This is a genomic window from Mesorhizobium sp. PAMC28654 (assembly GCF_020616515.1).
In the GTDB taxonomy this organism is placed as follows: domain Bacteria; phylum Pseudomonadota; class Alphaproteobacteria; order Rhizobiales; family Rhizobiaceae; genus Mesorhizobium.
On the sequence record NZ_CP085135.1, the window covers coordinates 5,114,865 to 5,139,463 of the forward strand.

Genomic DNA, 24,599 nt, shown 5'->3' on the forward strand with positions numbered 1-24,599 from the left:
AAGCCGCCTCTCAGTGGCCCGCTATGGCCCGCTGAGTGATATCTTGGGGGACCAGCGTGGGGGACCGCATCTTGGCGGAGAGCCAGCAAGCCGTTGAAATCATTGTCCATTGGGGGACCGAAAAAGCTATGGCGGAGAGAGCGGGATTCGAACCCGCGTTACGGTCTCCCGTAAACACACTTTCCAGGCGTGCGCCTTCAACCACTCGGCCACCTCTCCGTCCTTGCATTTTCACGTCGGCCGGTTTCGCCGCGCGGGTTGGGGAGATGCATCTCCCTTGGGAAGTCGCCGCGGAAATTCCGCAGCCAAGGTGCCGTCAACCAACGGACATCTCTTTCCCCAGCATCCGAGCCGTCAAAGCAACAGGTGCGGGGCTCATCTAGTCGATCCCGAGCCGAATGCCAAGCCATAATGGCGCTCGTCCCGCTTTGTTGGTCAAAGACAGTTTTGCGAAGCCGATTTTGCCGCCCTCCCAATGCGTTGGATGGCGAATGATGTGCACAGGCGGGGCCGCCAAGGCTGTCGTTCTTGACTTCGCCCTGGGCCGCCTGTCGACTGGGCCACGGAGGGGATTGTCCCGAGATGACATCGACGAACCAACAACCGGCAAGGCCGCCAGGCAGTGGGCTTTCTCCAGACAGTGGGCTTTCCTACGTGCCGCCGGGATGGGTCGTCTTCGTCATGGCGTGGTCGGTCTACGGCCTGGTTTCCTTCTGGCCGATGATCGGCGCCTACGATCTGCCGGACAGCGTCTTCTATCTGATCTATAGCGGCCTCATCGCCAACATCGTCACCATCCTGTGGGGGCTTTATCTGCTCGGGCTTGCCTTTGGCCGTTCGTCGCGCTTTCCACGCCATTTCACCATCTGGCAGGTCGTCACCATCGTTTGGCTGCTGGCGCGCCAGGCTTATGTGCTGGCGGCGCCCCATTTCGTCTTCTCGGCCAGGGGGCTGGTCATCACAGCCATCGAGATCGCCGTCGGGTTGCTCTGCATCTACCTCCTGCGTCGCGGCTCGGGCGCCGAGCTGGTCTATTCCAGCCCGGAAGCCGAAAGGCCGTCGGTGCTGTTGTCGGTGGTCGCCGCCATCCTGGGCATCATCCTTGGCGCGGCGGTCGGCGCCGTTGCCGGGTTTGCCGCCGGCTCGCTGATCGCCGATGCCACCAGCATGAGCTGCTTCGAGGGTGGCTGTGGCTACTTTGCCCTGTTGATCGGGCTTGGCGGGCTGGTTATCGGCGCGATTGTCGGCGGGGTTTTCGCGGTCTGGCGCGTCAACCGGCGAAAGAGGAGGCCGGTGGCTTAGCCGTTGTCTCAAATTCGTGTGTCGTGATTGCGCACTATCCGTGCGCGCACTATGTCTGGCTTCGAAACAGGCATTGAAAAGTCTGGTGACATCCCAGGGGAAAAGGTCTGGATGATCCGCTTCGTTTTCCGTCTTGCAGCCATGGTCGCGCTTGCCATTTCCGTCATCATGGCGGTGCTGGACACGACCCGCTCTGTCGCGGCGTCGGCATTGGTCATGACCCCGCTCAACGCAAGCTGGCTCGCCGTCTCGCCGGATACGCGCAGCGCGTTGGAGACCTTTGTGCGCGCCAAGACCAACCCGCTGGTGTGGGACGGCGCCATCGCCTGGGTGCTCAACCAACCCGGTTTCGCGGTCTTCGCGGCGCTTGCCTTCCTGCTCTATGCCATCGGCTACAGGCGCGAGCGGCCCAAGGGGAAGTTCGCCCCGACCTGATGATCCGCCGTCGATCGGCTTCCAGCGTCCCCACACCACGAAGATAAGGGAGACCGCGCATGTTCTTTCTCAGCGATATGCTGAACAAGAAACTCAATTTGCCGAAGCCTTCCGAGGCGCTGCCGGGGCGCGCCAAGGCGATGCCGACCGCGTCCCGGCATCATGTGTCGAAGCGGCCGCTCAAGGGGCCTTATCCCGAAGGACTGGAAACGGCGATGTTCGGGCTTGGCTGCTTCTGGGGCGCGGAGCGGCTGTTCTGGCGGATCGAGGGGGTTTGGGTGACGGCCGTCGGCTTTGCTGGGGGCGTCACGCCCAACCCGACCTATCAGGAAACCTGCACCGGCCTTACCGGCCACACCGAGGTCGTGCTCGTCGCTTTTGATCCCAAGATCGTGTCCTACGCGGAGCTGTTGAAGCTGTTCTGGGAAAGCCACGATCCGACGCAAGGCATGCGCCAGGGCAATGATGTCGGCACCACCTATCGCTCGGCGATCTACACCTTCGGCGACGGGCAATACGAGGCGGCGATCGCATCGCGGCACACTTACGAAGCATCCCTGCGGGGCGCCGGTCGCGGCAAGATCACTACCGAGATCGCGGCCGCACCAGCGTTCTACTTCGCCGAGGAAGACCATCAGCAATATCTGGCGAAGAACCCCCATGGCTATTGCAACATGAAGGGCACGGGCGTCGCCTGCGCAATCCCGTCCGCCATTTCAGCCTGAAGCCTCCGACAGCAGGAATTAACCGTGGCGCCGTCCCATGGCGGCATGCTTTTCCAAAAGGTCAAAATTCCACGTGAATTTTATTTCGGGCCGTGCCAGATTGGCCGCGAGCGGGAGGGAAATACACTCCTGCCTGACGTCGCGTGCCTGCCTGTGAACCGGGCAGTCGGGCGATGCGTAACGGAAAAAATAACCGACAGGGTGTGGATCACATGAAACGTATCGTTCTCGGCCTCCTGGCCGCAACCGCAATGGTTCTTCCGGCATTCGCCGCGGATGTCCAGCCGGCCATCCTCTACGATCTCGGCGGCAAGTTCGACAAATCCTTCAACGAGGCTGCCTATCATGGCGCCGAGAAGTTCAAGACCGAAACCGGCACGCCCTATGTCGAGTTCGAGGTCTCCAACGCTTCGCAGCGCGAGCAGGCGCTGCGCCGCTTCGCCGAGGACGGCCACAACCCGATCGTCATGGCCGGCTTCGCTTGGGAGGATGCGCTGAAGAAGGTCGCGGCTGAATATCCCGATCTCAACTTCGCCATCATCGACGATGCCGTCGACCTGCCCAATGTCCGTTCGCTGGTATTCAAGGAGAACGAAGGTTCCTACCTCGTCGGCATCATGGCGGCGATGGCATCGAAGTCGAAGAAGGTCTCCTTCATTGGCGGTATGGACATCCCGCTGATCCGCAAGTTCGAATGCGGCTATGTCGGCGGCGCCAAGGCGGCCGGAGCGACCGAAGTCATCCAGAACATGACCGGCGATACGCCGGCCGCATGGAACGACCCGTCCAAGGGCGGCGAAATCGCCAAGACGCAGATCGACCAGGGTTCCGACGTGGTCTACGCCGCAGCCGGCGGCACCGGCGTCGGCGTGCTGCAGGCGGCGGCTGATGCCGGCAAGCTCGGCATCGGCGTCGATTCCAACCAGAACGGCCTGCAGCCCGGCAAGGTGCTGACCTCGATGATGAAGCGCGTCGACGTTGCCGTCTACACAGCCTTCATGGATGGCAAGAACGGCACCTTCAAGGGTGGCGTCGAGAATCTCGGCCTCAAGGAAGGTGGCGTCGACTACGCCATGGACGACAACAACAAGGCGCTGGTCACCCCTGAGATGAAGGCCGCTGTTGAAAAGGCCAAGGCCGACATCATTGCCGGCACGATCAAGGTGCACGACTACACGGCTGACAACGCCTGCCCGTACTGATCGGCAGCGCTATTCAGCGATGACTTTACAGACCGCCGGGCGAAAGCCCGGCGGTTTTGCTTTGCCGGATCTGGCGGAGCCGTCCACCCGTGACAACAACCTTTCAGGACCGCGATGCAGCCCACAATTGAAGCCATGACCGAGCGTGATGTCGCAGGGGTCGCGCAATTGCGCCTGGCCGCCTTCTTCGAGGGGACCGGGAGAACGCTTGAGGAGGATGCGGCCGCGCTTCGCCAATTGCTCGCCGGTGACGGGTTCGAGGCGGCTTATGTGGCGCGGATCGGCGATGTGTTGGTCGGGACCTGCCTCATGGTCCGCCATGAACTGGAGCCCGCGCATGATCTGACACCGTGGCTTGCCGGACTTGTTGTCGAGGTGGGGCAGCGGGGTCGAGGAATTGGCGCCGCGCTGGTCAGGGCGATTGAAGCACATGCGCTAGAGCAGAATCTGATCATTCCGGCTCATATCCTGTTGCGGCGAAGTAGTTGGCGCACTCGGTTGGTGTGAAGCAAGGCAGTGCGGCGCTGATGGTATCCCACAATTCCGCGACGGTTCGTGCGGCGGCTTTGCGTAGAATCGATTTCAGCTTGGAAAAGGCGTTCTCGATCGGGTTGAAGTCGGGGGAATAGGGCGGGAGGAACATCATCCTTGCGCCGGTTGCTTCGATCGCCACACGGGCGGCTGCGCTTTTGTGCGCCGGCAGGTTGTCGAGGATCACGACATCGTCGGGCCGCAGCGTCGGCACGAGAACCTGCTCGACATAGGCGACAAACCATTCGCCAGTCATCGGGCCGTCCAGGACCATTGGCGCGGTCATGCCAGTGAGGCGCAGGGCGCCGGTGAACGTCGTCGTCTTCCAATGGCCATGCGGGATTGGCGATCGGCACCGCATCCCGCGCTTCGTGCGCCCCCGCAGTCGAGCCATCTTTGTCGAGGCTCCGGTCTCGTCGATGAAGACCAGATGCTCGGGATCAAGATCGGGCTGGGCGTCGAACCAGGCGTTTCGTCGCGCCGCCACGTCTGGCCGCTCCTGCTCGCTGGCGTGCGCCGTTTTTTTTTTTGAAGGTCATGGAGTGACGATCGAGAAACCGCCAGATCGTGCTCGTCGCAAACGACGCGCCATGCTCCTGTCGCAGCAACTCGGCGAGTTCGACCAGCGTGATGTCCACCCGCCTCTCGATCGCCGCCAGGATGATGTCGCGATACGCTTCAACGCGGTGGGACCGCCTGTCGCCGCCCTGCGGCTTTGCGCAGGTGGCTCCGGTCTCGCGCCATTCCCGGACCCAACGCACCGAGCTTGCCGCCGCCACGCCAAATCGCGCCGCTGCCGCCCGTCGCGACAGGCCGCCATCAACCGCTGCGACCACCCGAGCCCGCAAATCTTCCGATAAGGATTTCGCCATGCCATGCCGGCCTCCGAATCCAGCAGATATGCTGAATCAGATTTCCAATCCCAACGAAACCCCTATCGATTCTATCCGCTCGGATTTTGCTCTAGCGATGGGCGTGGAGACACTCCACCTCTACACGTGGGAAGCACGTGATTTCTACAGCGCGCTCGGCTGGAACACGGTCGAGGTTTTCAGCCAGGACGGCGAACCGACGGTGCTGATGTCGCGCAAGCTCGGCTCATGATCCTCTGGCGATATAGCCGAGCACGAAAGCCGTGATGAGGGCAAGCGCCGTCAGCAGCCCACGCCGGCCCCCGAAGACGTGCAAGCCCATTCCATATGGTGATCGGGCCAGGCCACGGATCACCGGTCGTTTCAGGCCGTCGGTATCGGGACCGTCCAGATGCATCTGCGGCATTTCGGCGATGCGCTGGGTGATCAGCTTCCAGCGCTCCTCGCCGTCGGTTTGGCCCGGGCGATCGAAGACATGCATGCGCTCGGCGAGCTGCACGACGGCGTCGCGGAAGGCGGGATCGAGTTCCAGATCCCGCTCGGCGCGTTGCCGCTCCCTGTCGTCCATCAGGCCGAGCACATAGTCCCCGGCGCGTGCCATGCGGTCGCTGTCACTGGCCATTGGCGTTGCTCCCCCTCGTCGTGCTCACCAGTGCGGCGGCTTGGTTATCGGCACGTCGGGTGCCGCCTGCTCCTCCAGCGCCAGGAACCGATCGGCCAGCGCGTCGAGCTTGCGCTGCATGCGCTCGATCACCCGCCACTGCTCGGCGATCTGTCCCGACAATTCCTCGATGGTGTTTTCCTGCTCCGCAGCACGGATTTCCAGCATTGTCAGCCGGTCGTCGGGCATGGTCATTTCAAAATCCTCGGTCCTTCGCCATGCCCGTCGCGGGCGGCCAGCCATATTCCATTCGCCCCGCGGCTCAGCGAGCGAATTTCGAATTCGCCACATTAGCGAATGTGAAGGCTTCGGCCACGTTCGAAATTGACAAGCGCGCAGGGATTTGTCGAGAGTGCAGCGGCTCCGGCCAATTGGCACGGGCGGAGCGTCATGCTAGGCGTTTTGACCAAGCGATAAAAAAATAAGAGTGGGACAGGCTGCATGGCGCAAGCCGCTATCGAGCTGATTGGCATCAACAAGAGTTTTGGCGCCGTACGCGCCAACCGCGACATCAACCTGGAGATCGCACGCGGCACCGTCCACGGTATTGTCGGCGAGAACGGCGCCGGCAAATCGACACTGATGTCGATCCTCTATGGCTTCTACCAGGCCGACAGCGGCGAGATCCGCGTCGGCGGCAAGCCGGCGTCGATCAAGACACCCAATGACGCGATCGCGCAGGGCATCGGCATGGTGCACCAGCATTTCATGCTGGTCGATAATTTCTCGGTGCTGGAAAACATCATTCTCGGCGCCGAGAGCGATGCGCTGCTCAACAAGAGCATCGCCAAGGCGCGTTCCGAACTGGAGCGCCTGGAGCGCGAATACGGGCTGGAAGTCGATCCCGATGCGATCATCGAGGAATTGCCGGTTGGCCTGCAGCAGCGCGTGGAAATCCTGAAGGCGCTCTATCGCGGCGCTGAAATCCTGATCCTCGACGAGCCGACGGGCGTGCTCACGCCGGCCGAAGCCGACCATCTGTTCCGCATCCTCAAGCAGCTGAAGGACCAGGGCAAGACGGTGGTGCTGATCACCCACAAGCTGCGCGAGATCATGGCCATCACCGACACGGTTTCGGTGATGCGCCAGGGCACGATGGTGGCGACGCGCGAGACGAAGAAGACCACTGTCGAGGAACTGGCCGAGCTGATGGTCGGGCGGCGCGTGCTGCTCAGGGTCGAAAAGGGCGAGGCGGCCGCCGGCGACGTCAAGCTCGCGGTCAAGAACCTGACGGTGAAGGACTCTCGTGGCGTCACCATGGTCGACGACGTCTCCTTCGACATTCGCGCCGGCGAGATCGTCGGCATCGCCGGCGTCGCCGGCAACGGGCAGTCCGAACTGCTCGAGGCGATTTCGGGGATCAGGCGCGCCGTCTCCGGCTCGGTCATGCTCGACGGCAAGCCGATCGACCTCACCGGTGCCGCCGACCCTGGCGATCTGCGCGACCGTGGCCTGGCCCATGTGCCGGAGGACCGCCATCATGTCGGGCTGGTGCTGGCCTTCGAGGAGAACGAGAATTCGATCCTCGGCTATCATGACGACCCACGCTATTTGAAGGGGCCGTTCCTCAACATCGATGCCATCATCGCCGATGCCAAGGACAAGATCGAGAAGTACGATATCCGCCCCGGCAATCCGCGCCTGAAGACCGCCAATTTCTCCGGCGGCAACCAGCAGAAGATCGTGCTGGCACGGGAGATCGAGCAGGACCCGGGCGTGCTGATCGTTGGCCAGCCGACACGCGGCGTCGACGTCGGCGCCATCGAATTCATCCACAAGCGTCTCATCGCCATGCGCGACCAGGGCAAGGCCGTGCTGGTGGTGTCGGTCGAGCTGGACGAGATCCGTTCGCTGTCCGACCGCATCCTGGTGATGTTTGCCGGCCGCATCGTCGGCGAACGCGGCGGCGATGCGACCGAAGGCGAGCTCGGGCTGCTGATGGCCGGCGTCGAGCATCAGGAGGCAGCGCAATGAGCACCCCATACGCCAAGCTGCCAGCCTGGGCCGACTACGGTCTCATCCCGCTGATCAACCTGTTCGTCGCCTTCGTGGTCGCCGGTTTCGTGGTGATGCTGGTCGGAGAAAATCCGTTCCGCGCCGCCGTCATCCTGGTCGAAGGCGCCTTTGGCAAGGGCACGGGCATTGCCTTCACGCTGTTCTACGCGACAACCTTCATCTTCACCGGGCTTTCGGTGGCGGTCGCCGCGCATTGCAGCCTGTTCAACATCGGCACCGAGGGGCAGGCCTATTTAGCCGGCCTCGGCATCGCGGTCGTCTGCCTGAGCTTCGACAGCGTGCTGCCGTGGTGGCTGCTTTTTCCGCTGGCCATCCTGGCCTCCGCGGCAGTCGGTGCGCTGTGGGCGCTCATCCCCGCATATCTGCAGGCCAAGCGCGGCTCGCACATCGTCATCACGACGATCATGTTCAATTTCATCGCCGCCTCGATCATGGTCTATCTCCTGGTCGGAGTCCTGAAACCCGCGGGATCGCAGGCGCCGCAGACGCGCAACTTCCTTGGCGGCGCCGAACTTCCGAAGCTCAACTGGATCATCGAACTGTTCGGCGCCAAGATCCGCTCGGCGCCGTTCAACATCTGCTTCCTGCTGGCGCTGGTCATGGCCTTCCTGGTCTGGGTGCTGATCTGGCGCACCAAGCTCGGCTATGAGATGCGCACTTATGGCCACAGCCCGAAGGCGGCGCGCTATGCCGGTATTTCGGAAACACGCATCATCATCGTTGCCATGATGATCTCCGGCGCGCTGGCCGGCATGATGGCGCTCAACCCGACGATGGGCGACCAGCACAATGTCGCGATCGACTTTGTCAGCGGCGCCGGTTTCGTCGGCATCGCGGTGGCGCTGATGGGCCGCCTGCACCCGGTCGGCATCGTTCTGGCTGCCATCCTGTTCGGCATGCTCTACCAGGGCGGCGCCGAGCTCGCCTTCGAGATGCCGGCCATCAGCCGCGACATGATCGTCATCATCCAGGGCCTGGTCATCCTGTTTGCCGGGGCGCTCGAGCACATGTTCCGGCCTTACATCCAGTCGCTGTTCGCTTCATTCAGCCCACGGGCGGTCGGCATGGAAGCCGTCAAAGGGAAGGGGGCCTGAGATGGACATCTTCAACGCCATCGTCCAGACGCTGGACTCGACCATCCGCCTGTCGGTGCCCTTGCTGCTCGCCTGCCTCGCCGGCCTCTATTCGGAACGGGCCGGCATCTTCGACATCGGGCTTGAAGGCAAGATGCTGGTCGGCGCCTTCGCGGGGGCGGCGGCAGCGGCGGTCTTTCACTCGGCCTTTATCGGCCTCGGCATGGCCATCCTCGTCTCGGTCGCCTTTGCCATGGTGCACGGCTTCGCCTCGATCACCCATCGCGGCAACCAGATCGTCTCCGGCGTCGCCATCAATTTCATCGCCGCCGGATCGACCATCATTCTTGGCCAGGCCTGGTTCCAGCAGGGCGGGCGTACGCCGGCACTGGGCGCGGGCGAGCGTTTCTCGCCGATCACCTTGCCCGGCGCCGACGCGGTCAAGGACGTGCCTATCCTGGGGCAGATCTATTCGGAGCTTCTGTCCGGCCATTCGGCGCTGGTCTACCTCGCCTTCCTGATGGTGCCGTTCACCTGGTGGGTGCTGTTTCGCACCCGCTTCGGCCTGCGCCTGCGCGCGGTCGGCGAGAACCCGGCGGCGGTCGACACGGCCGGCATATCTGTCGCATGGCTGCGCTACCGGGCACTGATCTGCACGGGCATCCTGACTGGCGTCGCCGGCGCCTACCTGTCGATGGCGCAGAATGGCGGCTTCGTGAAGGACATGACCGCCGGCAAGGGCTACATCGCGCTGGCGGCACTGATCTTCGCCAAGTGGAAGCCGGTCAACGCCATGTTCGCCTGCCTTCTGTTCGGCTTCCTCGACGCGCTGTCGATCCGCCTGCAAGGCACGCCGCTGCCGATCATCGGCAAGGTGCCGGTGCAGTTCATGCAGGCGCTGCCCTACATCCTCACCGTCATCCTGCTCGCCGGCTTCATCGGCAAGGCCATTCCGCCGCGCGCCGGCGGCGTGCCCTACGTCAAGGAACGCTGAGCATGAAGCTGAACCGCAGCCTCAGCCGGTTTTCGGACATGATCCTGGTGGAGAACGACTAGAATGTCCCATGATCTGTTCGAAGCGGCCAGGGCCGCCATGGCCAAGGCCTATGCGCCCTATTCGAAATTCCCCGTCGGGGCCGCCCTTCGGACCGAGGACGGACGTGTGTTTGCCGGCGCCAACATCGAGGTCGCTTCCTATCCGGAGGGCTGGTGCGCCGAAACCACGGCGCTTGGCCATTACATCATGGGCGGCGGCGGCAGGATCACCGAGATCGCCGTTGTCGCCGAGCGCATGGCCAAATGCTCGCCGTGCGGCGGCTGCCGGCAGCGGCTGGCCGAATTCTGCCGGCCGGAAACAAAACTCTACCTCTGCGACAATGGCGGCGTGGTCGAGACCGTGACCATGGGCCTGATGCTGCCCTACGGTTTCCAGGGCGACATTTTGAAATGAAAGAGGCGCTGGATCATCTCGTCGAAAGGCTGGACGGATTGGCGCCCGCCACCGCGCTTGTGCTGGGCTCTGGCCTGGGCGGACTGGTCGAGCAGATCGAGCACCCGATCCGCATCTCCTACGCCGACCTGCCGGGCTTTCCCCGGAGCGGCGTCACCGGCCATGCTGGCGAAGTGGTAGCCGGACTGTTTGCCGGCGCGCCGGTGCTGATGCTGTCCGGCCGCGCCCATTACTACGAGCATGGCGTTGCCGCGGCGATGCGACCGGTGCTGGAAGTGCTCGCCGGCATCGGCATCACGAAACTGATCCTCACCAATGCCGCCGGTTCGGTCGATCCGGACATGGGGCCGGGCTCGGTGATGCTGATCACCGACCATATCAATTTCTCGGGCACCAACCCGCTGATCGGCGAGCCCAGCGACCGCCGCTTCGTCGGCCTGACCGAAGCCTATGATGCCGGCATCCGCAAGGCGATCGAACGGGCGGCGAAGGCGACCGGCACCGCGCTGCACAGGGGCGTCTACATGTGGTTCTCCGGCCCCTGTTTCGAGACGCCGGCGGAAATCCGCATGGCGCGCGTCATGGGCGCCAACGCGGTGGGTATGTCGACTGTGCCGGAGGTCATCCTTGCCCGCTTCCTTGGCCTGCGCGTGGCCGCCTGTTCGGTCATCACCAACCTTGCCGCCGGCATGACCGGGGCCGAGCTTTCGCATCAGGAGACCAAGGACATGGCGCCGGTCGGCGGAGCGCGGCTGGCGACCATTCTCCAGCGCCTGTTCCGCGACGGATTGCCGGAGAGCTGATGCTTCCGCAGGAAATCATCCGCCGCAAGCGTGACGGCCAGAAACTGTCGGTGCAGGAGATTACGTCCCTCATTAGCGGGGTGACGGATGGTACCGTCTCGGATGGTCAGGTCGGCGCTTTCGTCATGGCGGTGTTCTTCAATGGCATGAGCCGTGACGAGGCGGTGGCGCTGACGCTGGCCATGCGCGATTCCGGCGATGTTCTTGACTGGTCCGATCTGCCCGGCCCGGTCACCGACAAGCATTCGACAGGTGGCGTCGGCGACAATGTCTCGCTCATGCTGGCGCCGATGGTCGCCGCCTGCGGCGCCTATGTGCCGATGATTTCCGGCAGGGGTCTTGGCCATACCGGCGGCACGCTGGACAAGATGGATTCCATTCCTGGCTACACCAGCCAGCCGGATATCCAGCTGTTCCGCAAGGCGGTGCTGGAAACCGGCTGCGCCATCATCGGCCAGACCGCCGATCTGGCGCCCGCCGATCGCCGGCTCTATGCGATCCGCGACGTGACGGGAACGGTCGAATCCGTGCCGCTGATCACAGCCTCGATCTTGTCGAAAAAACTGGCGGCCGGCCTGCAATCGCTGGTGCTCGACGTAAAGGTGGGCAATGGCGCCTTCATGGAAAAGTCGCGCGACGCAACGGCACTCGCCAACAGCCTTGTGGAGATCGCCAATGGTGCCGGCCTCAGCGCCTCGGCGCTGGTTACCGGCATGAACGAGCCCCTGGCGTCCGCAGCCGGCAACGCCGTCGAGGTGCGCAACGCCGTGGATTTCCTTACCGGCCGTTTCCGCGACCGCCGGCTGGAGGATGTGACGCTGGCGCTGGCGGCCGAAATGCTGCAGTCAGCCGGGATCGTGGCGTCCAACCAGGACGGCATGCGGCGCGCCAGCGAGACGCTCGCCAGCGGCAGTGCCGCGGCGGTCTTCGGCCGCATGGTGGCAGCCCTTGGCGGTCCCGCCGATTTCGTCGAGAAGCCCGAGAAATACCTGCCTAAGGCAGCCACGGAGTTCACGGTCGAGGCGCCAGGAAACGGCTTCGTCACGGGCATCGCCACCCGTGACATCGGGCTTGCCGTGGTCGGGCTTGGGGGCGGGCGCACGCGGCCGGACGACAAGATAGACCATGCCGTCGGCATCACCCGGCTGTTGCCGATCGGTGCGGAGGTACGGGCTGGCGAGGCGCTGGCGTTGATCCATGCCCGCACGGTCTCGGATGCCGAGGCGGCGGCTTCGGCCGTGCTTTCAGCCTACAGTATCGGAGCCTCGAAGCCGGGCGCGGACAAGTCGGTCATCCGGCGGATCCTGCCACGCGGCTAGAGCGTGGCCTCGAAAAGTGGGAACCAGCCTTCTCGGACAAACGGTCCCCGTTTGTCCAGAGATCGCGCGCAAACGAACAGATAGGGCCCGCATCACTGAACGAGCAGCAGCGCGCCGTTTTCGACCTGATATTTCTGGAGTCGCGTGAGAAAGCTCATGCCGATGAGATTGCTCTGAAGCGCCTTGTCGTCGAGCACGACCGCCTGGACGTCGTCCAACTGGATGTTGCCGATCTGCAGCCGGTCGACCGTCACGACGGCGGCCTTGATCGTGCCATTGGCGGTGTTGACCTGGCGGGTGAAGTCGGACGGGTTCAGCGACAGGCCGATCCTGCGTGCCGTCGAGGTGTTGATGGCAACCAGCGTCGCGCCGGTGTCGATCATCCCGTCGACCTGACGGCCGTTGAGTTTGAACTGCGAGGTGAAGTGCCCGCGCGCGTCCGCCTCGACCACGAACTTGCGGCCGAGCGGCTGCGTAATCGCCGGCTTTTCCGGTATCGCCGCGAGTTTCACGTCCGGTTGCGTATCCGTGGCCGGCCTGGCGGCGACCGCCGATCTCAGCAGACCGTCGATAAGCTGAGGATTTGACTGATAGATCATCGGGATCGATGCGGCTATTCCGGCGGACGCACCAAAAATGAGAAGTGTACGCAGCATGGGTCAACCTTTTGAAGGTTGATCCTTAGTCCGGACATGGTGTTTGGCGCTTTAACACGCGCCGAAACCGCGCCTTTGCGTAAACAACCGGTAAACATGGCCACGCCTGGTCGGCTTCGACAACAGCTATTTGGTCCCATACATGCGGTCGCCGGCGTCGCCGAGGCCAGGCATGATGTAGCCCTTCTCGTTGAGCTGGCGGTCGATGGAAGCGGTGAAGACGGGAACGTCCGGATGCGCCTTGGTGAAGCGCTCGATGCCCTCGGGCGCCGCCAGCAGGCAAAGGAAGCGGATGTTGGTGGCGCCGCGTTCCTTCAACTTGTCGATCGCCGCGATCGCCGAATTGGCGGTGGCAAGCATCGGATCGACGACGATGACCAGGCGGTCGGCGAGGTCGCTCGGCGCCTTGAAGAAATACTCGACCGCTTCCAGCGTTTCGTGATCGCGGTAGAGGCCGACATGGGCGACGCGGGCCGCCGGCACCAGGTCGAGCAGGCCTTCCAGCAGGCCGTTGCCGGCGCGCAGCACGGAAGCGAAGACCAGCTTCTTGCCCTCCAGCGTCGGCGCTTCCATCGTCTCCATCGGCGTCTCGATGGTTGTCGTGGTCAGTTCGAGATTGCGGGTGACCTCATAGCCGAGCAGCAGCGAAATCTCGCGCAGCAGCCGCCGGAAGCCGGCCGTCGAGGTCTCCTTCTTGCGCATGATGGTCAGCTTGTGCTGGACAAGCGGGTGGTCGACGACGGTGACGCCCTTCATGGTACTCTCCTGATCTTTCATTGAAGAGACCCTAGCTTCTATGCGCCGGCCAAGGAACCGCCTGTGGCCGCCGGACCACAGATTTCAGCGTGCCGCGCCATTGAGGCGGGCGAGAAGCGCTGTTTTCGTCTTGCGGTCGACGAAGGCGGCTTCGATCGCGGTCCTTGTGACCGCCGTGAGCGCCTTCTCGTTCATCGAGAAGTGCTCGGAGGCGATATCGTATTCGCGCTTCAGCGAAGTCCAGAAATAGGGCGGATCGTCGGAATTGAGCGTCACTTTGCAGCCGGCCGCCTGCAGGGCGGGAAAGGGGTGGTCGGCAAAACTGTCGAAGACCTTCAGCGCGATGTTGGAGCCGGGGCAGCATTCCAGCACAACGCCCTCGTCGGCGATGCGCCGGACAAGGTCGGCGTTTTCGATGGCGCGCACGCCGTGGCCGATGCGCGATGGGCGGATATGGTCGAGTGCTGCCTGGACGCTCTCCCAGCCCATCAGTTCGCCGGCATGGATGGTGATGCCAAGGCCGGCCTCGCGGGCGATCTCGAAGGCGCGCACGTAATCCTCGAAATCTCCCATCCGCTCGTCGCCGGCGACGCCGAAGCCGGTCACCAGCGGATGGCCGCAGCGCGCCGCGAAGCGCGCCGCCTGCTCGATCGATTCCACGCCGACATGGCGCACGCCGGTAACGATCATGCGGCCCTCGATGCCGGTCTTGGCCTTGGCGCGGGCCATGCCTTCGCCGAGCGCGTCCGTGTAGGCCTTGGGCGACAGCCCGGCTTTTTTCGCGTGGTCCGGCGAGGTGAAGACTTCGGAATAGATGGCGCCGTCGCGGGCAAGGCTCGTCAGATAATGGTCGGCCAGCCGCGCATAGTCCTCTTCCGTGCGGAACAGGTCGGCGGAAAAGTCATAGGCGGCGAGAAAGGATGTGAAATCGTGCCAGACGAACGAGCCGTCCCGGATATAGGGCGAGGTGTCCTTGCCATATTTCCGTGCCTGGCTGATGACGAGCTCTGGCGCCGCCGCCCCTTCGATGTGGCAGTGCAGTTCCGCTTTCAAAGGCATTCATTCTTCCCGTCTGATCGATCCAGGTTGCATAAGCCCACCGCCTGGAAGCGCGGCCGAACACCGCTCCTTAAACAATAGCGCCCGCACTGGTGATCGGCTATGGTCCCGCCGATTTTATGACGGATCGAAAAATGTCAGTTGAGAGAACCACGGCCGCTGGCGGCATGGAAACCTCCTATGGTTTCAAGCGTGTAGGGGCTGATGACAAGCAGTCCCTGGTCAATGACGTTTTCCACAAGGTTGCGAACCGCTACGACCTGATGAACGACCTGATGTCGGCTGGGCTGCACCGGCTGTGGAAGGACGCCATGGTGGCGGGGCTGAATCCTCCAAAGAGACAGGGCTGGCGTGTGCTCGACGTGGCAGGCGGCACCGGCGATATCGCCTTCCGCATCGTCGAGGCAAGCCATGGCCACGCCCATGCCACCGTTCTCGACATCAATGGCTCGATGCTGGCCGTCGGCCGCGACCGGGCCGAAAAGAAAGGCATGTCCGCCAATACCGATTTCGTCGAGGCCAATGCAGAGGAACTGCCGTTCCCCGACGCCACATTCGATGCCTATACGATCGCCTTCGGCATTCGCAATGTGCCGCGCATCGACGTGGCGCTTGGCGAAGCCTTCCGTGTGCTGAAGCCTGGGGGGCGCCTGCTGTGCCTTGAATTTTCCGAGGTCGAGATGCCGCTGCTGGACAAGGCCTATGAGGCCTGGTCGTTCAACGCCATTCCCAAGATCGGCAAGATGGTTACCGGCGATGGCGAGCCTTACGCCTATCTGGTCGAGTCGATCGCCAAGTTCCCCAACCAGAAGAATTTCGCGGCGATGATTTCCCGCGCCGGCTTCGACCGTGTGTCTTTCCGCAACTATTCCGGCGGCATCGCGGCACTGCATTCGGGCTGGAAGCTTTGAGGGCGTCTTGCATTCCTGATGATAGAAATGGCTTACGCCGGTTCAGGAAACCGGCGGGAGTGCGGTCATGAGCACCGTCAGTGCCGGGTTCAGGCTCGCACGCGCCGGCTGGGTGCTGGTGCGCGAGGGTGTCGTCGCGGCGTTGCCGGGCGAGGAACTGTCCGGCCTGCCGAAATTCGGCTGGCGCGTGGCCCGGCTCTTCACCCGCCGCCGCGCGCTGTCCTATGAGCGCAGCGACCGGCTGGGCAAGGCCGTCGTTCGGCTCGGCCCCTCCTATGTCAAGCTCGGCCAGTTCCTGGCAACACGGCCGGACGTCGTCGGCAACGACATGGCGCTCGATCTCGCCATGCTGCAGGACAAGATGCACACGTTTCCGAAGGCGGAGGCCGTGGCTGCCATCGAAGCTTCGCTTGGACGCAAGATCGACGATCTGTATGTCAATTTCGGCGATCCCGTCGCCGCGGCTTCCATTGCCCAGGTCCATGCCGCCGACATCATCCGCGATGGCGCCGTCACCAGGGTTGCGGTGAAAGTCATCCGGCCCGGCGTGCGCCGCCGCTTCTTCCACGATCTCGAAAGCTATTTCCTCGCCGCCCGCCTGCAGGAAAAATACATTCCGTCGTCGCGTCGCCTGCGGCCCGTCGAAGTGACGGAGACGCTGGCCCAGACCACCAAGATCGAAATGGATCTGAGGCTCGAGGCTGCGGCGCTTTCGGAACTCGGCGAGAACACCAGGGATGATCCGGGTTTCCGGGTGCCGTCCGTCGACTGGGAGCGCACCGGCCGCGACGTGCTGACCATGGAATGGGTCGACGGCGTCAAGATGAACAACATCGCCGGTCTTGAAGCCGCCGGCCATGACCTGAAGACCATCGCCGCCAACCTCATCCAGTCGTTCCTGCGCCATACGCTGCGCGACGGCTTTTTCCACGCCGACATGCATCCGGGAAATCTGTTCGTCGAGGCCAACGGCACCATCGTCGCCGTCGACCTCGGCATAGCGGGGCGTCTTGGCAAGAAGGAGCGCCGCTTCCTCGCGGAAATCCTCTACGGCTTCATCACCCGCGATTATCTGCGTGTCGCCGAGGTGCATTTCGAGGCTGGCTACGTGCCGCGCCAGCACAATGTCGCGGCCTTCGCGCAGGCGATCCGGGCGATCGGCGAGCCGATCCATGGCCAGCCGGCCGAAACCATCTCGATGGCCAAGCTTTTGACGCTGCTGTTCGAGGTGACCGAACTGTTCGACATGGCGACGCGGCCGGAGCTGATCCTGTTGCAGAAGACCATGGTGGTGGTCGAAGGCGTGGCGCGCACGCTCGATCCGGCCTTCAACATGTGGAAGACCGCCGAGCCGGTGGTTGGCGACTGGATCGCCGGCAATCTCGGCCCGCGCGGCCTGCTGGTCGATGCGCGTGACGGCGCCAAGGCGATGCTGGCGTTGGTCCGCCAGGTGCCGGAACTCGCGGCGCGCACCGAGCGGCTGTCGCGTGAGATCGACCTGATGGCCGAGCACGGGCTGCGCTTTGATGAAACCACCGCGAACGCCATCGGCAAGGCCGAGGCGCGCCACAGCAGATCCGGGCGCTGGGCGTTGTGGGTGATCGCGCTGACGTTGGTCTACATCGCCTGGAAGATCATCTAGACCGATCATTTCGGCAACTTGCCGCAAGCTGATTGCATTGCTATCATTGAACTCGGCAATGGCGAGCAGAGTGCAATCATATGGCCAGTATCACCATCCGTAACCTTGACGATGAGGTCAAGGAGTTGCTGCGCCGGTTGGCGGCCGAAAACGACCGTTCCATGGAAGAGCAGGCGAGGGTGATGATCCGCGCCGCCGTCGAGGGGCAGGCCGGTTCGGTGGGCCGCATCGACCAGATCGAGAAAACGCTTCGCGAACTGACCGTTTCACACGCAGCGGCGCCGATCGCTGCTTCAGCAGGCAAGATCGCGTCGCGAGGCAGCCTCTCCGGCAAGCGTATCCTGCTTATCATCGGCGGTGGCATCGCCGCCTACAAGGCGCTCGATCTCATCCGGCGGCTGCGCGAGCGGGGTGCCGCGGTGCGGGTGGTGATGACATCAGCGGCACAGCAATTCGTCACCACGCTGTCGGTCGGCGCGCTGTCGGCCGATCATGTCTTCACCGAACTGTTCGACCGCAACGACGAGCATGATGTCGGCCATATCCGCCTGTCGCGCGAGGCCGACCTTCTGGTGGTGGCGCCCGCGACCGCCGATCTGATGGCCAAGCTCGCCAATGGACACGCCAACGACCTTGCGTCCACCGTGCTCATCGCCACCGACAAGCCCGTGCTGATGGCGCCCGCCATGAACCCCAGGATGTGGGCGCATCCGGCGACGCGCCGCAATCGCGCGACGCTGCGGAAGGACGGCGTAGTCTTCGTGGGACCGGCAAAGGGTGAGATGGCCGAGAGCAACGAGGCCGGCGAAGGGCGCATGGCCGAGCCGCTGGAGATCGTCGCCGCGGTCGAGGCGCTGCTCGACGCCGGGCCGAAGCCATTGTCGGGCAGGAGGATCATCGTCACCTCCGGACCGACGCATGAGCCGATCGACCCGGTGCGCTACATCGCCAATCGCTCGTCCGGCAAGCAGGGCCATGCGATCGCGGCAGCACTTGCACGGCTCGGCGCCGATGTGCGCCTTGTCTCCGGTCCGGTCGGCATTGCCGATCCGATTGGTGTCACCACGTTGCATGTCGAAACCGCGGCCGAGATGAAGGACGCGGTGGAACGGCTTCTGCCGGCGGATGCCGGTGTGTTCGTTGCCGCCGTCGCCGACTGGCGTACCGAGAATTCGTCTGGCGAGAAGATCAAGAAGGTGGCCGGCGAGGGACCACCGGCGCTACGGATGGTCGAGAATCCCGACATTCTCGCTGGCGTTGGCCACCACACGCAGCGACCGACACTTGTCGTCGGCTTCGCCGCCGAGACGCAGGATCTTGTCGGCAATGCCGAGGCCAAGCTCAGGAAGAAGGGTGCCGACCTTATCGTCGCCAACGACGTTTCGCACGACAGCGGCGTTGGGTCCTCCGGCGTGATGGGCGGCGACCGCAACAAGGTTCGGATCGTGTCGAAGGCCGGCGTCGAGGAATGGCCGGAGATGAACAAGGACGAGGTGGCGGCGCGGCTGGCCAGGCTGATCGCGGAGCGGCTGACGACGATCGTGGTTTAGCGGCGTTCAACCTGCCGCCGCCATTCGCGACCGAAGCGCCGTCGAAGAAATTCTCAAGGCGGCCATGCATCCGACAATGCCGAGTGGCAGGAAGGCCAGGAACAGCCAGGAGGCAACACTGGCGGCGGCCTCGCGATTGAGGCCTTCGGAAAAACCGCTGGCGTTGGCGACGATGCCGGTCAGCGCCGCGCCCACCGCATAGCCGATGCGCTGCATGGTCGGCACGGCGGCGGAAGCGATTGTCTGCTCGTCGTCCCTTGCCGATGCCACGATGAAGCGCGTGAGGAAGGGCCAGGCAATGCCGAAGCCGCCACCCTGCAGCAGGGCGCAGAGCAGGATCAGGGGAATGGAGCCAGCCGGCACGGTGTAGGCGAAGCCGGCGATGCCGGCGGCGATCATCATAGCACCGCAGACGATGATCGGACGTTCGCGTTGCGGCGGCGCGTTGGCAACGAGGATCGACAGGATCGACCAGGCGATGGATTCCGCGGCGATGATGTAGCCGGTGGTCAGGATCGGAATGCCGTGCAGGCTGGTCAGCAGCAGCGGTCCGTAGACGCCGAAGGAGCAGGTCGCCACCGAAAAGGCCGCGACCATGGTCATGCCGGCGCCGACCGGCGAGCGCCACGAGAACAGTTGCGACGGGAACAGCCGCGACAGCGGCTTCAGCGCGTCGATGCGGAAGAACAGCGCAAGGCCGATGAGGCCGACGGTCATCAGCAAGGATGAGCGCAGCAGCGCGATGTCGACGCCAGCCGAAGCGATCAGCACCACGCTGATCGCAAGGCAGCCGAGTGCGGCAAAGGGGAAGGGCGGAGCCTTGCCGTCCGTGGCTTGAGGCTTCTTTGCCTCCGGCGTGTTGAGCACGATGAAGCTTGCCAGCGCCATGGCGCCGCCGCCGAAGGTGAAGATGCCGAAGGCCCAGCGCCATGACAGCAATTCGGTCATGATCGCGCCGAGCATCGGCCCGCTGAAGGCGGCAACGCCCCAGATGGCCGACATGATGCCGAAGAGTTGCGGCCAGATGGTGCGCGGAAACAACCTCTGGACAGAAACAAAGGCCAGCGACACCAGCGCACCGCCGCCCAGGCCCTCGATCAGGCGTCCGGCAAGGAACAGCTGCATCGAAGGCGCCGTGGCGCAGATCATGGCGCCGGCCGCGTAGAGCAGTGCGGCGACCACCATGTTGGTGCGCAGCGCCACATAGCTCACCAGCCGTCCGGCTGCCGCACCGGCAACGATGGCGCCAAGTTCATAGATCGCCAGCGACCAGCCGACCAGTTGCACGCCGACCAGTTGCACGCCGGCCAGTTCGCCGACCATGGCAGGCATCACGGTCGCCACCATCGTCTCGTTGGTGGCGTGCAGCAATATGCCAAGGCTGATGAAGCAGAAGCGGGCCAGGTCGCCGCTCGCCCACAAGGCGCGCCAGTCAACCCTGTTCGTGCTGATGTCAGTCATTCCACTTCCCCCGACTTTTCATGTCGCGGCACCGGCGCCCGCTATCGAAAACCAGCTTCGGTTTCCGGCAGGACCATGCACGCGTCAAAAGCACCGGAGCTGTCCGCGCGCTTCCGGCGCGGCGCTCCAGTCGGGGCAGGCTTGTAAGACCTCAACCGCGGTTGAGCTCAAGCGCTATTTTCAGGAGCGCTATTTTCGGGGGAATGCGCGATCAGTTCTCGGTGCTGCGCAACTGGAACTGGCTGACGCCGATGGCGAGGTTGATGCCGGTCTGCGTCTGCAGGCTGAGCGGCTGCAGCGTGAAGGATTGCGACGAGCCGCCGACCAGGAGATTGGCGCCGGCGCCGATGGCCGCTGTCACTTCGGCGCTAGCGCCGACATAATCGCCGGCAAGCGCGCCCGGCGCGTAGATGTTCTTCATGGGCGTCAACACCAGCCACTGCATCACCGTTTGTTTGGTGGTGCCGATGTCCAGGCCATATTTGTTGACAACACCGAAATAGGCTTCCGGCGCGAAGCTCTTGTCGGTGGGGTTGAAAGTGCAGCTCAGATCCTTCGTCGAACCGAAGATGAAGCCGGTGCCGCCACCGATGGCGCAATCGAGCACGCCGAGCTCGACGCCTTGATCCTTGGCATTTGCGTGCCCGAAAAGCGCCGTCGCTATGATGACGGCGGCCATGGTCGCTTTTTTCATGTCGGTACCCCAAATCATTCGGCGCGGAACAGGATGGGTTATCCTATCCGGTTCCGCGCCCAACGACAGAGGTATCGTAGAAGCTTACTTGAACGAGTGGATCAGCTCGAGCGAGGTGACGGCGACAGCGAGATTGACGCCGGTCTGGGCCTGGACGCTGAGCGGCTCCAGCATGAAGGCGCTGTTGAAGCCACCGACCAGCAGATTGGCGCCGCCACCGGTGACGACGGTGGCCTCGGCGTTCACGCCGTAGTAGTTGCCGGCGAGATCACCGCCGTTGCGGTCTCTCGTTGCCGCCAGCACCGCCCAGATCAACTGGCCCTGATGCGTCTGGCCGACATCGACGCCGAGCTTCGAAATAACACCGGTGTAGACTTCCGAGGGGCCGCCGTGATGCGGACGGAAGACGCAGGACACGCCTTTGTTGGAGGTGATGATATAGCCGACACCGCCGTCGATCGTGCAGTCGAGTGTGCCGAGTTGCAGCTTGCCGGCGCTGGCCGGCGCAGCGGCGAACACTGCCGTGGCGAGCGCCGCGGCACAGGCGAGTTTCTTGATCATGGGAGGGTCCTTTCGCAAATTGCTTTTAATAACGGCTAAGCGTCCGGACCGTTCCGCCGAAAATTGGGCGCGATCAAGGCGACAGTTAATGGAGCGTTATCGGAGGGACCGAAGCTGCATCGGACCGGCCGCGGAAGCGGCCGTTTGGCAACAGTTTTGATCAGCTGACGCGGGCCAGGCCGTCCTTGGCCGGCTGGTAAGTGGGATCAAGGCGGACGGCCTCGCGATAGGATTTCGCCGCCTTGGCCTTGTCGCCGCGCTTCTCGTAGACGAGGCCCTGGTTGGCCCATGCCTCGGCGTTATTGCCGTCGAGTTTGATCGCCATGTTGAAGTCGGCGAAGGCGTTGTCCACATCATTTGTCGCCAGATAGGACAGGCCGCGGCCGTTGTACGGCTCGGCCGCGTCCGGCGCCAGTGAGATGGCGGTCGAGAAATCCTCGATGGCGTAGGCGTGCTGGCCCTGGCTCTGATAGATCAGGCCACGATTGTGATAGGCGCGCGCGTCGGTCGTATCGAGCTGGATCGCCTTCTGGAAATCGTTGAAAGCGTCTTGGGTGCGGCCGGCCTTCCGATAGAGATTGCCGCGGCCGATATAGGCGGCATCATAATTGCCGTTGATCTGGATCGACTTGTTGTAGTCATCGAGCGCGGCCGTCTGATTGCCGAGGAAGCGCTGGATGAGGGCGCGGTTCGAATAGGCCTGATAGAAATTCGGGTTGATCTGGATGGCGGTGTTGAAGTCCTTCAGTGCGGCCTGATACTGGCCGCCACGGCCATAGGCCGAGCCGCGCACATTGTAGCCTTCCGGATCCTGGGGACTGCGCTGGATCACCGCCGACAGCGACGAGATGTTCTCGCTGGACCCTTGCGCCTTGTCGATGTTGTTGAACTCGCCGTTCGGGTTGTTCGTCTGGCAGCCGGCAAGGGCCAGTCCTGAAAGCAGGACTGCCGTCAGGGCGAAGCCGCGAAATGCGACCCTGCGCTCTACGGTGATTGCGTTCATGTCTGCCCTGTCCTCGCTACGCCGCGTCGCTCAGCTCCGGCTCCCCCCTCCGGGCCGGTTCGATGTCATCGCAAATGTCAGAGCGTCCGTTGTGCGTCCAAATGGAGCCACGTCGCTCTAAACAAAAAGGTGGCGGCGATTCCGCATCGCGCCACCCTTGGTATCCTTCGAAAAGGACGAAAAATTGGCGTTAGAACCGCGGCGGACGCGGTGCGCCAGCAGCGCCGGCAGCACCAGCGGCAACCGGGCGCGGTGTCATCGGCAGCAGGCCTTCGCGCTGTGCGCGCTTGCGGGCCAGCTTGCGGGCGCGGCGAACGGCTTCGGCCTTTTCACGGGCGCGCTTCTCGGAAGGCTTCTCGTAGTGACCACGCATCTTCATTTCACGGAAAATGCCTTCGCGCTGCATCTTCTTCTTGAGAGCGCGAAGCGCCTGGTCAACATTGTTATCGCGGACGAGTACCTGCACGGGCAATCCTGTCTTTCGGGTTTGATATCATCAGGCAGGCGGCCATAGTCACCTAGCCTCCGCAGCGGTTTACACCACGAATTGTGGCGGCTGATAGCAGAATCGGGACGCGCTGTCCACAGTGGAATCGAATGCATCGGCCAAATCAGGGTGCGGTTCGCCGCCCAGTCCCTCGCTGTGGCTAGGCCGTCGCGAGATGAAGCCGCTCGAAATCCTCGAAGAACTCACCGTAGTCGCAGGTGATTTCCTCGCCGGCAGCGATATCACGGGTAGAGGTTGCCCCGCCATACCGCGAAAAGTCCGTATTCGGATTTCCAGCATGGTTCATGAAGCGCCCGTTGTCGACTTCATAGACCATGAAGCCGGGACGATCGGGGCTCGGATAGGCATATCTGTCGAGCAATTCCTTGAGATGCGGCGGCGCGGCCTCATATTTGTCCATCGAGATCAGCCGGTCAAAGTCCGGATCCAGCCGCCAGATCGACGCGCCCTTGCGGATCGGCTCGGCGGCGAACACGCCGACACCCTCGATTGGGCTCTGAGCGACATAGGTTCTGATCAGCAGCATGTTTCCCGCTCGTCCTCGAACAGAAGTCTTCGAAGAAACGGAATCGCCAAATCACGCCGAAAAAGCAAGGCCGGTTTTACGACATTGTCGATTGCCGGCGTCGCCCCGACCGCCAAACGCTTCACGTCCGGTTGATCGAAACGCCGCCATCGGCAAACAGCGCGGTTCCCGTGGTGAAGCTTGACGCGTCGGAAGCGAGATAAAGCGCCGAGCGGGCAATCTCTTCCGGCCGCGCCATGCGCTTCAGGGCATGGATGCCTTCGACGAAAGCCCGGGCCTCCGGTGTGGTGGTTGTGGCGCCCGGTGTGTCGGTGCCGCCGGGCAACAGCGCGTTGACGCGTAGCCCCTTTGGTCCGTATTCGGCGGCCAGTACCTGCGTCAACCCGATCAGCCCGGCCTTGGCTGCCGCGTAGGCGGCCATGCCGGGTATGCCGGCGGTTCTGCCGACAAAGCTGGAAGTGAAGATGAGTGATCCGCCACCGCGATCCAGCATGGCCGGTATCTGGTGTTTGGCGCAGAGAAAGGCACTCGTCAGGTTGGTGTCCATCGTCTCGTGCCATGTCTTGGACAGCATCTCCGGAATCCCACCCATCAGGCCAACGGAACCGGCATTGTTGAAGGCGATGTCGAGCCCGCCGAAGCTGTCGAGCGCAAGCTCGACGAGCGCGTTCGCATAGGGTTCCTGCGTGACGTCACCGGCGAGCGCGACCACCGAGCCGCCGGCCTCGCGGATCTCTTCGACAAGCGCGTCGAGCTCTCCTTGGTGCCGCGCGGCGACGACAAGCCTGGCACCTTCCTCCGCAAAGAGCTTTGCGGTGGCGCGGCCGATGCCGGAACTGGCTCCGGTGACAATGGCGATCTTGTTGGCGAGTGCGGGCATGCG

Annotated in this window: 29 protein-coding genes and 1 tRNA gene; 15 read left to right on the forward strand and 15 right to left on the reverse strand. The window is 63.5% G+C overall.

Translation table 11 applies throughout. The annotated features are described in order from the left end of the window. Nucleotides 1-129 precede the first annotated feature (129 nt). A tRNA-Ser gene (locus tag LGH82_RS25150) sits at nt 130-219 on the reverse strand. Nucleotides 220-582: 363 nt separating this feature from the next. Between LGH82_RS25150 and LGH82_RS25155 the strand changes: the two genes are divergently transcribed. The 4 genes from LGH82_RS25155 to LGH82_RS25170 all read left to right on the forward strand — a co-directional run bounded on the left by LGH82_RS25155 (nt 583) and on the right by LGH82_RS25170 (nt 3,664). Continuing rightward, a complete protein-coding gene (locus tag LGH82_RS25155) occupies nt 583-1,302 on the forward strand; it encodes a hypothetical protein (RefSeq protein WP_227345316.1) in 720 nt (239 codons plus the stop codon). A 111-nt stretch (nt 1,303-1,413) separates the two neighbouring features. After that, a complete protein-coding gene (locus tag LGH82_RS25160) occupies nt 1,414-1,737 on the forward strand; it encodes a hypothetical protein (protein WP_227345317.1) in 324 nt (107 codons plus the stop codon). 59 nt (nt 1,738-1,796) lie between these two features. Next, nucleotides 1,797-2,462 carry a peptide-methionine (S)-S-oxide reductase MsrA gene (gene msrA / locus LGH82_RS25165; protein ID WP_227345318.1) on the forward strand — a complete coding sequence of 222 codons (666 nt, stop codon included), beginning with the start codon at nt 1,797-1,799 and terminating at the stop codon, nt 2,460-2,462. Between the two features lie 212 nt (nt 2,463-2,674). Next, the gene (locus tag LGH82_RS25170; RefSeq protein WP_227345319.1) at nt 2,675-3,664 is read left to right on the forward strand and encodes a BMP family lipoprotein; all 990 of its coding nucleotides are present in this window, start codon (nt 2,675-2,677) and stop codon (nt 3,662-3,664) included. 9 nt (nt 3,665-3,673) lie between these two features. Here LGH82_RS25170 and LGH82_RS25175 read toward each other — a convergent pair whose 3' ends face one another. Beyond that, nucleotides 3,674-3,985 (reverse strand): hypothetical protein, encoded by a 312-nt coding sequence (locus LGH82_RS25175; RefSeq protein WP_227349751.1) that lies wholly within the window; start codon nt 3,983-3,985, stop codon nt 3,674-3,676. Between LGH82_RS25175 and LGH82_RS25180 the strand changes: the two genes are divergently transcribed. Beyond that, nucleotides 3,935-4,171: a GNAT family N-acetyltransferase gene (locus LGH82_RS25180; protein ID WP_413771478.1), complete on the forward strand. Its 237-nt coding sequence runs from the start codon at nt 3,935-3,937 to the stop codon at nt 4,169-4,171. The genes LGH82_RS25175 and LGH82_RS25180 overlap by 51 nt on opposite strands. Here LGH82_RS25180 and LGH82_RS25185 read toward each other — a convergent pair. Continuing rightward, nucleotides 4,116-5,067, reverse strand: a protein-coding gene (locus LGH82_RS25185) for an IS630 family transposase (protein ID WP_227343924.1) whose coding sequence is annotated in 2 segments (ribosomal slippage) — nt 4,116-4,724 and nt 4,726-5,067 — 951 coding nt in all. Because the reading frame shifts where the segments join, the coding sequence is not laid out codon by codon here. The two genes, LGH82_RS25180 and LGH82_RS25185, sit on opposite strands and share 56 nt — an antisense overlap. 28 nt (nt 5,068-5,095) lie before the next feature. Between LGH82_RS25185 and LGH82_RS25190 the strand changes: the two genes are divergently transcribed. Continuing rightward, nucleotides 5,096-5,299: a hypothetical protein gene (locus LGH82_RS25190; protein WP_227345320.1), complete on the forward strand. Its 204-nt coding sequence runs from the start codon at nt 5,096-5,098 to the stop codon at nt 5,297-5,299. On the opposite strand, the gene LGH82_RS25195 is transcribed toward LGH82_RS25190, so the two are convergent. Together LGH82_RS25195 and LGH82_RS25200 are read right to left on the reverse strand one after the other, a co-directional pair. After that, entirely contained in the window at nt 5,294-5,689 is a 396-nt protein-coding gene (locus tag LGH82_RS25195; protein WP_227345321.1) for a hypothetical protein, read from the reverse strand. The genes LGH82_RS25190 and LGH82_RS25195 overlap by 6 nt on opposite strands. 24 nt (nt 5,690-5,713) lie before the next feature. Further along, entirely contained in the window at nt 5,714-5,923 is a 210-nt protein-coding gene (locus tag LGH82_RS25200) for a SlyX family protein (RefSeq protein ID WP_227345322.1), read from the reverse strand. A 246-nt stretch (nt 5,924-6,169) separates the two neighbouring features. Between LGH82_RS25200 and LGH82_RS25205 the strand changes: the two genes are divergently transcribed. From LGH82_RS25205 to deoA, 6 genes are all read left to right on the forward strand, one after another. Continuing rightward, nucleotides 6,170-7,702 carry an ABC transporter ATP-binding protein gene (locus tag LGH82_RS25205; protein WP_227345323.1) on the forward strand — a complete coding sequence of 511 codons (1,533 nt, stop codon included), beginning with the start codon at nt 6,170-6,172 and terminating at the stop codon, nt 7,700-7,702. Continuing rightward, complete coding sequence (locus LGH82_RS25210) at nt 7,699-8,838, forward strand: ABC transporter permease (protein WP_227345324.1); 1,140 nt, start codon at nt 7,699-7,701, stop codon at nt 8,836-8,838. Before LGH82_RS25205 ends, LGH82_RS25210 begins: the two co-directional genes overlap by 4 nt. Before the next feature lies 1 nt (nt 8,839). Further along, nucleotides 8,840-9,811, forward strand: a complete 972-nt coding sequence (locus LGH82_RS25215) for an ABC transporter permease (RefSeq protein WP_227345325.1) — start codon at nt 8,840-8,842, stop codon at nt 9,809-9,811. A 63-nt stretch (nt 9,812-9,874) separates the two neighbouring features. Then, nucleotides 9,875-10,267 carry a cytidine deaminase gene (gene cdd, locus LGH82_RS25220; RefSeq protein ID WP_227345326.1) on the forward strand — a complete coding sequence of 131 codons (393 nt, stop codon included), beginning with the start codon at nt 9,875-9,877 and terminating at the stop codon, nt 10,265-10,267. Then, nucleotides 10,264-11,070, forward strand: a complete 807-nt coding sequence (locus tag LGH82_RS25225) for a purine-nucleoside phosphorylase (protein WP_227345327.1) — start codon at nt 10,264-10,266, stop codon at nt 11,068-11,070. Before cdd ends, LGH82_RS25225 begins: the two co-directional genes overlap by 4 nt. Next, a complete protein-coding gene (gene deoA, locus LGH82_RS25230) occupies nt 11,070-12,389 on the forward strand; it encodes a thymidine phosphorylase (RefSeq protein ID WP_227345328.1) in 1,320 nt (439 codons plus the stop codon). The genes LGH82_RS25225 and deoA overlap by 1 nt, the downstream gene beginning before the upstream one ends. Nucleotides 12,390-12,481: 92 nt before the next feature. Here the strand turns inward: deoA and LGH82_RS25235 are convergent, their stop codons facing one another. From LGH82_RS25235 to LGH82_RS25245, 3 genes are all read right to left on the reverse strand, one after another. After that, on the reverse strand, nt 12,482-13,045 hold the full coding sequence (locus tag LGH82_RS25235) for a TIGR02281 family clan AA aspartic protease (protein ID WP_227345329.1): 564 nt from the start codon (nt 13,043-13,045) through the stop codon (nt 12,482-12,484). Nucleotides 13,046-13,171: 126 nt separating this feature from the next. Next, nucleotides 13,172-13,801 carry a uracil phosphoribosyltransferase gene (gene upp / locus LGH82_RS25240; RefSeq protein WP_015315749.1) on the reverse strand — a complete coding sequence of 210 codons (630 nt, stop codon included), beginning with the start codon at nt 13,799-13,801 and terminating at the stop codon, nt 13,172-13,174. Between the two features lie 84 nt (nt 13,802-13,885). Further along, complete coding sequence (locus LGH82_RS25245; RefSeq protein ID WP_227345330.1) at nt 13,886-14,860, reverse strand: adenosine deaminase; 975 nt, start codon at nt 14,858-14,860, stop codon at nt 13,886-13,888. Between the two features lie 134 nt (nt 14,861-14,994). On the opposite strand from LGH82_RS25245, the gene ubiE reads away from it, so the two are divergent. From ubiE to coaBC, 3 genes are all read left to right on the forward strand, one after another. Continuing rightward, nucleotides 14,995-15,771: a bifunctional demethylmenaquinone methyltransferase/2-methoxy-6-polyprenyl-1,4-benzoquinol methylase UbiE gene (gene ubiE, locus LGH82_RS25250; protein ID WP_227345331.1), complete on the forward strand. Its 777-nt coding sequence runs from the start codon at nt 14,995-14,997 to the stop codon at nt 15,769-15,771. Between the two features lie 67 nt (nt 15,772-15,838). Further along, complete coding sequence (gene ubiB, locus LGH82_RS25255; RefSeq protein WP_227345332.1) at nt 15,839-17,413, forward strand: 2-polyprenylphenol 6-hydroxylase; 1,575 nt, start codon at nt 15,839-15,841, stop codon at nt 17,411-17,413. An 80-nt stretch (nt 17,414-17,493) separates the two neighbouring features. Next, entirely contained in the window at nt 17,494-18,963 is a 1,470-nt protein-coding gene (coaBC, locus tag LGH82_RS25260) for a bifunctional phosphopantothenoylcysteine decarboxylase/phosphopantothenate--cysteine ligase CoaBC (RefSeq protein WP_227345333.1), read from the forward strand. Nucleotides 18,964-18,969: 6 nt separating this feature from the next. Here coaBC and LGH82_RS25265 read toward each other — a convergent pair whose 3' ends face one another. From LGH82_RS25265 to LGH82_RS25295, 7 genes are all read right to left on the reverse strand, one after another. Continuing rightward, the gene (locus LGH82_RS25265) at nt 18,970-20,424 is read right to left on the reverse strand and encodes an MFS transporter (RefSeq protein WP_227345334.1); all 1,455 of its coding nucleotides are present in this window, start codon (nt 20,422-20,424) and stop codon (nt 18,970-18,972) included. A 211-nt stretch (nt 20,425-20,635) separates the two neighbouring features. Beyond that, nucleotides 20,636-21,118: a DUF992 domain-containing protein gene (locus tag LGH82_RS25270; RefSeq protein WP_227345335.1), complete on the reverse strand. Its 483-nt coding sequence runs from the start codon at nt 21,116-21,118 to the stop codon at nt 20,636-20,638. A gap of 84 nt (nt 21,119-21,202) precedes the next feature. Next, nucleotides 21,203-21,679: a DUF992 domain-containing protein gene (locus LGH82_RS25275; protein ID WP_227345336.1), complete on the reverse strand. Its 477-nt coding sequence runs from the start codon at nt 21,677-21,679 to the stop codon at nt 21,203-21,205. A gap of 160 nt (nt 21,680-21,839) precedes the next feature. After that, nucleotides 21,840-22,682, reverse strand: a complete 843-nt coding sequence (locus tag LGH82_RS25280; protein ID WP_227345337.1) for a tetratricopeptide repeat protein — start codon at nt 22,680-22,682, stop codon at nt 21,840-21,842. A gap of 190 nt (nt 22,683-22,872) precedes the next feature. After that, nucleotides 22,873-23,148: a 30S ribosomal protein S21 gene (gene rpsU / locus LGH82_RS25285; RefSeq protein WP_227345338.1), complete on the reverse strand. Its 276-nt coding sequence runs from the start codon at nt 23,146-23,148 to the stop codon at nt 22,873-22,875. A gap of 181 nt (nt 23,149-23,329) precedes the next feature. Beyond that, nucleotides 23,330-23,716: an SET domain-containing protein gene (locus LGH82_RS25290; RefSeq protein WP_227345339.1), complete on the reverse strand. Its 387-nt coding sequence runs from the start codon at nt 23,714-23,716 to the stop codon at nt 23,330-23,332. 121 nt (nt 23,717-23,837) lie between these two features. Next, a complete protein-coding gene (locus LGH82_RS25295) occupies nt 23,838-24,596 on the reverse strand; it encodes an SDR family oxidoreductase (RefSeq protein WP_227345340.1) in 759 nt (252 codons plus the stop codon). Between the last annotated feature and the right edge of the window lie 3 nt (nt 24,597-24,599).

What these genes read in the sequence shown, in the direction of transcription:
- deoA (WP_227345328.1), top strand. Translation starts at nt 11,070, where the DNA reads ATGCTTCCGCAGGAAATCATCCGCCGCAAGCGTGACGGCCAGAAACTG.
- coaBC (WP_227345333.1), top strand. Translation starts at nt 17,494, where the DNA reads ATGGCCAGTATCACCATCCGTAACCTTGACGATGAGGTCAAGGAGTTG.
- LGH82_RS25295 (WP_227345340.1), bottom strand. Translation starts at nt 24,596, where the DNA reads ATGCCCGCACTCGCCAACAAGATCGCCATTGTCACCGGAGCCAGTTCC.
- LGH82_RS25235 (WP_227345329.1), bottom strand. Translation starts at nt 13,045, where the DNA reads ATGCTGCGTACACTTCTCATTTTTGGTGCGTCCGCCGGAATAGCCGCA.
- upp (WP_015315749.1), bottom strand. Translation starts at nt 13,801, where the DNA reads ATGAAGGGCGTCACCGTCGTCGACCACCCGCTTGTCCAGCACAAGCTG.
- LGH82_RS25225 (WP_227345327.1), top strand. Translation starts at nt 10,264, where the DNA reads ATGAAAGAGGCGCTGGATCATCTCGTCGAAAGGCTGGACGGATTGGCG.
- LGH82_RS25200 (WP_227345322.1), bottom strand. Translation starts at nt 5,923, where the DNA reads ATGACCATGCCCGACGACCGGCTGACAATGCTGGAAATCCGTGCTGCG.
- LGH82_RS25175 (WP_227349751.1), bottom strand. Translation starts at nt 3,985, where the DNA reads ATGGCGGACCATGAGGCAGGTCCCGACCAACACATCGCCGATCCGCGC.
- LGH82_RS25190 (WP_227345320.1), top strand. Translation starts at nt 5,096, where the DNA reads ATGCTGAATCAGATTTCCAATCCCAACGAAACCCCTATCGATTCTATC.
- ubiB (WP_227345332.1), top strand. Translation starts at nt 15,839, where the DNA reads ATGAGCACCGTCAGTGCCGGGTTCAGGCTCGCACGCGCCGGCTGGGTG.
- LGH82_RS25290 (WP_227345339.1), bottom strand. Translation starts at nt 23,716, where the DNA reads ATGCTGCTGATCAGAACCTATGTCGCTCAGAGCCCAATCGAGGGTGTC.
- ubiE (WP_227345331.1), top strand. Translation starts at nt 14,995, where the DNA reads ATGTCAGTTGAGAGAACCACGGCCGCTGGCGGCATGGAAACCTCCTAT.
- cdd (WP_227345326.1), top strand. Translation starts at nt 9,875, where the DNA reads ATGTCCCATGATCTGTTCGAAGCGGCCAGGGCCGCCATGGCCAAGGCC.
- LGH82_RS25245 (WP_227345330.1), bottom strand. Translation starts at nt 14,860, where the DNA reads ATGCCTTTGAAAGCGGAACTGCACTGCCACATCGAAGGGGCGGCGGCG.
- LGH82_RS25205 (WP_227345323.1), top strand. Translation starts at nt 6,170, where the DNA reads ATGGCGCAAGCCGCTATCGAGCTGATTGGCATCAACAAGAGTTTTGGC.
- msrA (WP_227345318.1), top strand. Translation starts at nt 1,797, where the DNA reads ATGTTCTTTCTCAGCGATATGCTGAACAAGAAACTCAATTTGCCGAAG.
- LGH82_RS25270 (WP_227345335.1), bottom strand. Translation starts at nt 21,118, where the DNA reads ATGAAAAAAGCGACCATGGCCGCCGTCATCATAGCGACGGCGCTTTTC.
- LGH82_RS25215 (WP_227345325.1), top strand. Translation starts at nt 8,840, where the DNA reads ATGGACATCTTCAACGCCATCGTCCAGACGCTGGACTCGACCATCCGC.
- LGH82_RS25210 (WP_227345324.1), top strand. Translation starts at nt 7,699, where the DNA reads ATGAGCACCCCATACGCCAAGCTGCCAGCCTGGGCCGACTACGGTCTC.
- LGH82_RS25275 (WP_227345336.1), bottom strand. Translation starts at nt 21,679, where the DNA reads ATGATCAAGAAACTCGCCTGTGCCGCGGCGCTCGCCACGGCAGTGTTC.
- LGH82_RS25280 (WP_227345337.1), bottom strand. Translation starts at nt 22,682, where the DNA reads ATGAACGCAATCACCGTAGAGCGCAGGGTCGCATTTCGCGGCTTCGCC.
- LGH82_RS25195 (WP_227345321.1), bottom strand. Translation starts at nt 5,689, where the DNA reads ATGGCCAGTGACAGCGACCGCATGGCACGCGCCGGGGACTATGTGCTC.
- LGH82_RS25155 (WP_227345316.1), top strand. Translation starts at nt 583, where the DNA reads ATGACATCGACGAACCAACAACCGGCAAGGCCGCCAGGCAGTGGGCTT.
- LGH82_RS25265 (WP_227345334.1), bottom strand. Translation starts at nt 20,424, where the DNA reads ATGACTGACATCAGCACGAACAGGGTTGACTGGCGCGCCTTGTGGGCG.
- LGH82_RS25170 (WP_227345319.1), top strand. Translation starts at nt 2,675, where the DNA reads ATGAAACGTATCGTTCTCGGCCTCCTGGCCGCAACCGCAATGGTTCTT.
- LGH82_RS25160 (WP_227345317.1), top strand. Translation starts at nt 1,414, where the DNA reads ATGATCCGCTTCGTTTTCCGTCTTGCAGCCATGGTCGCGCTTGCCATT.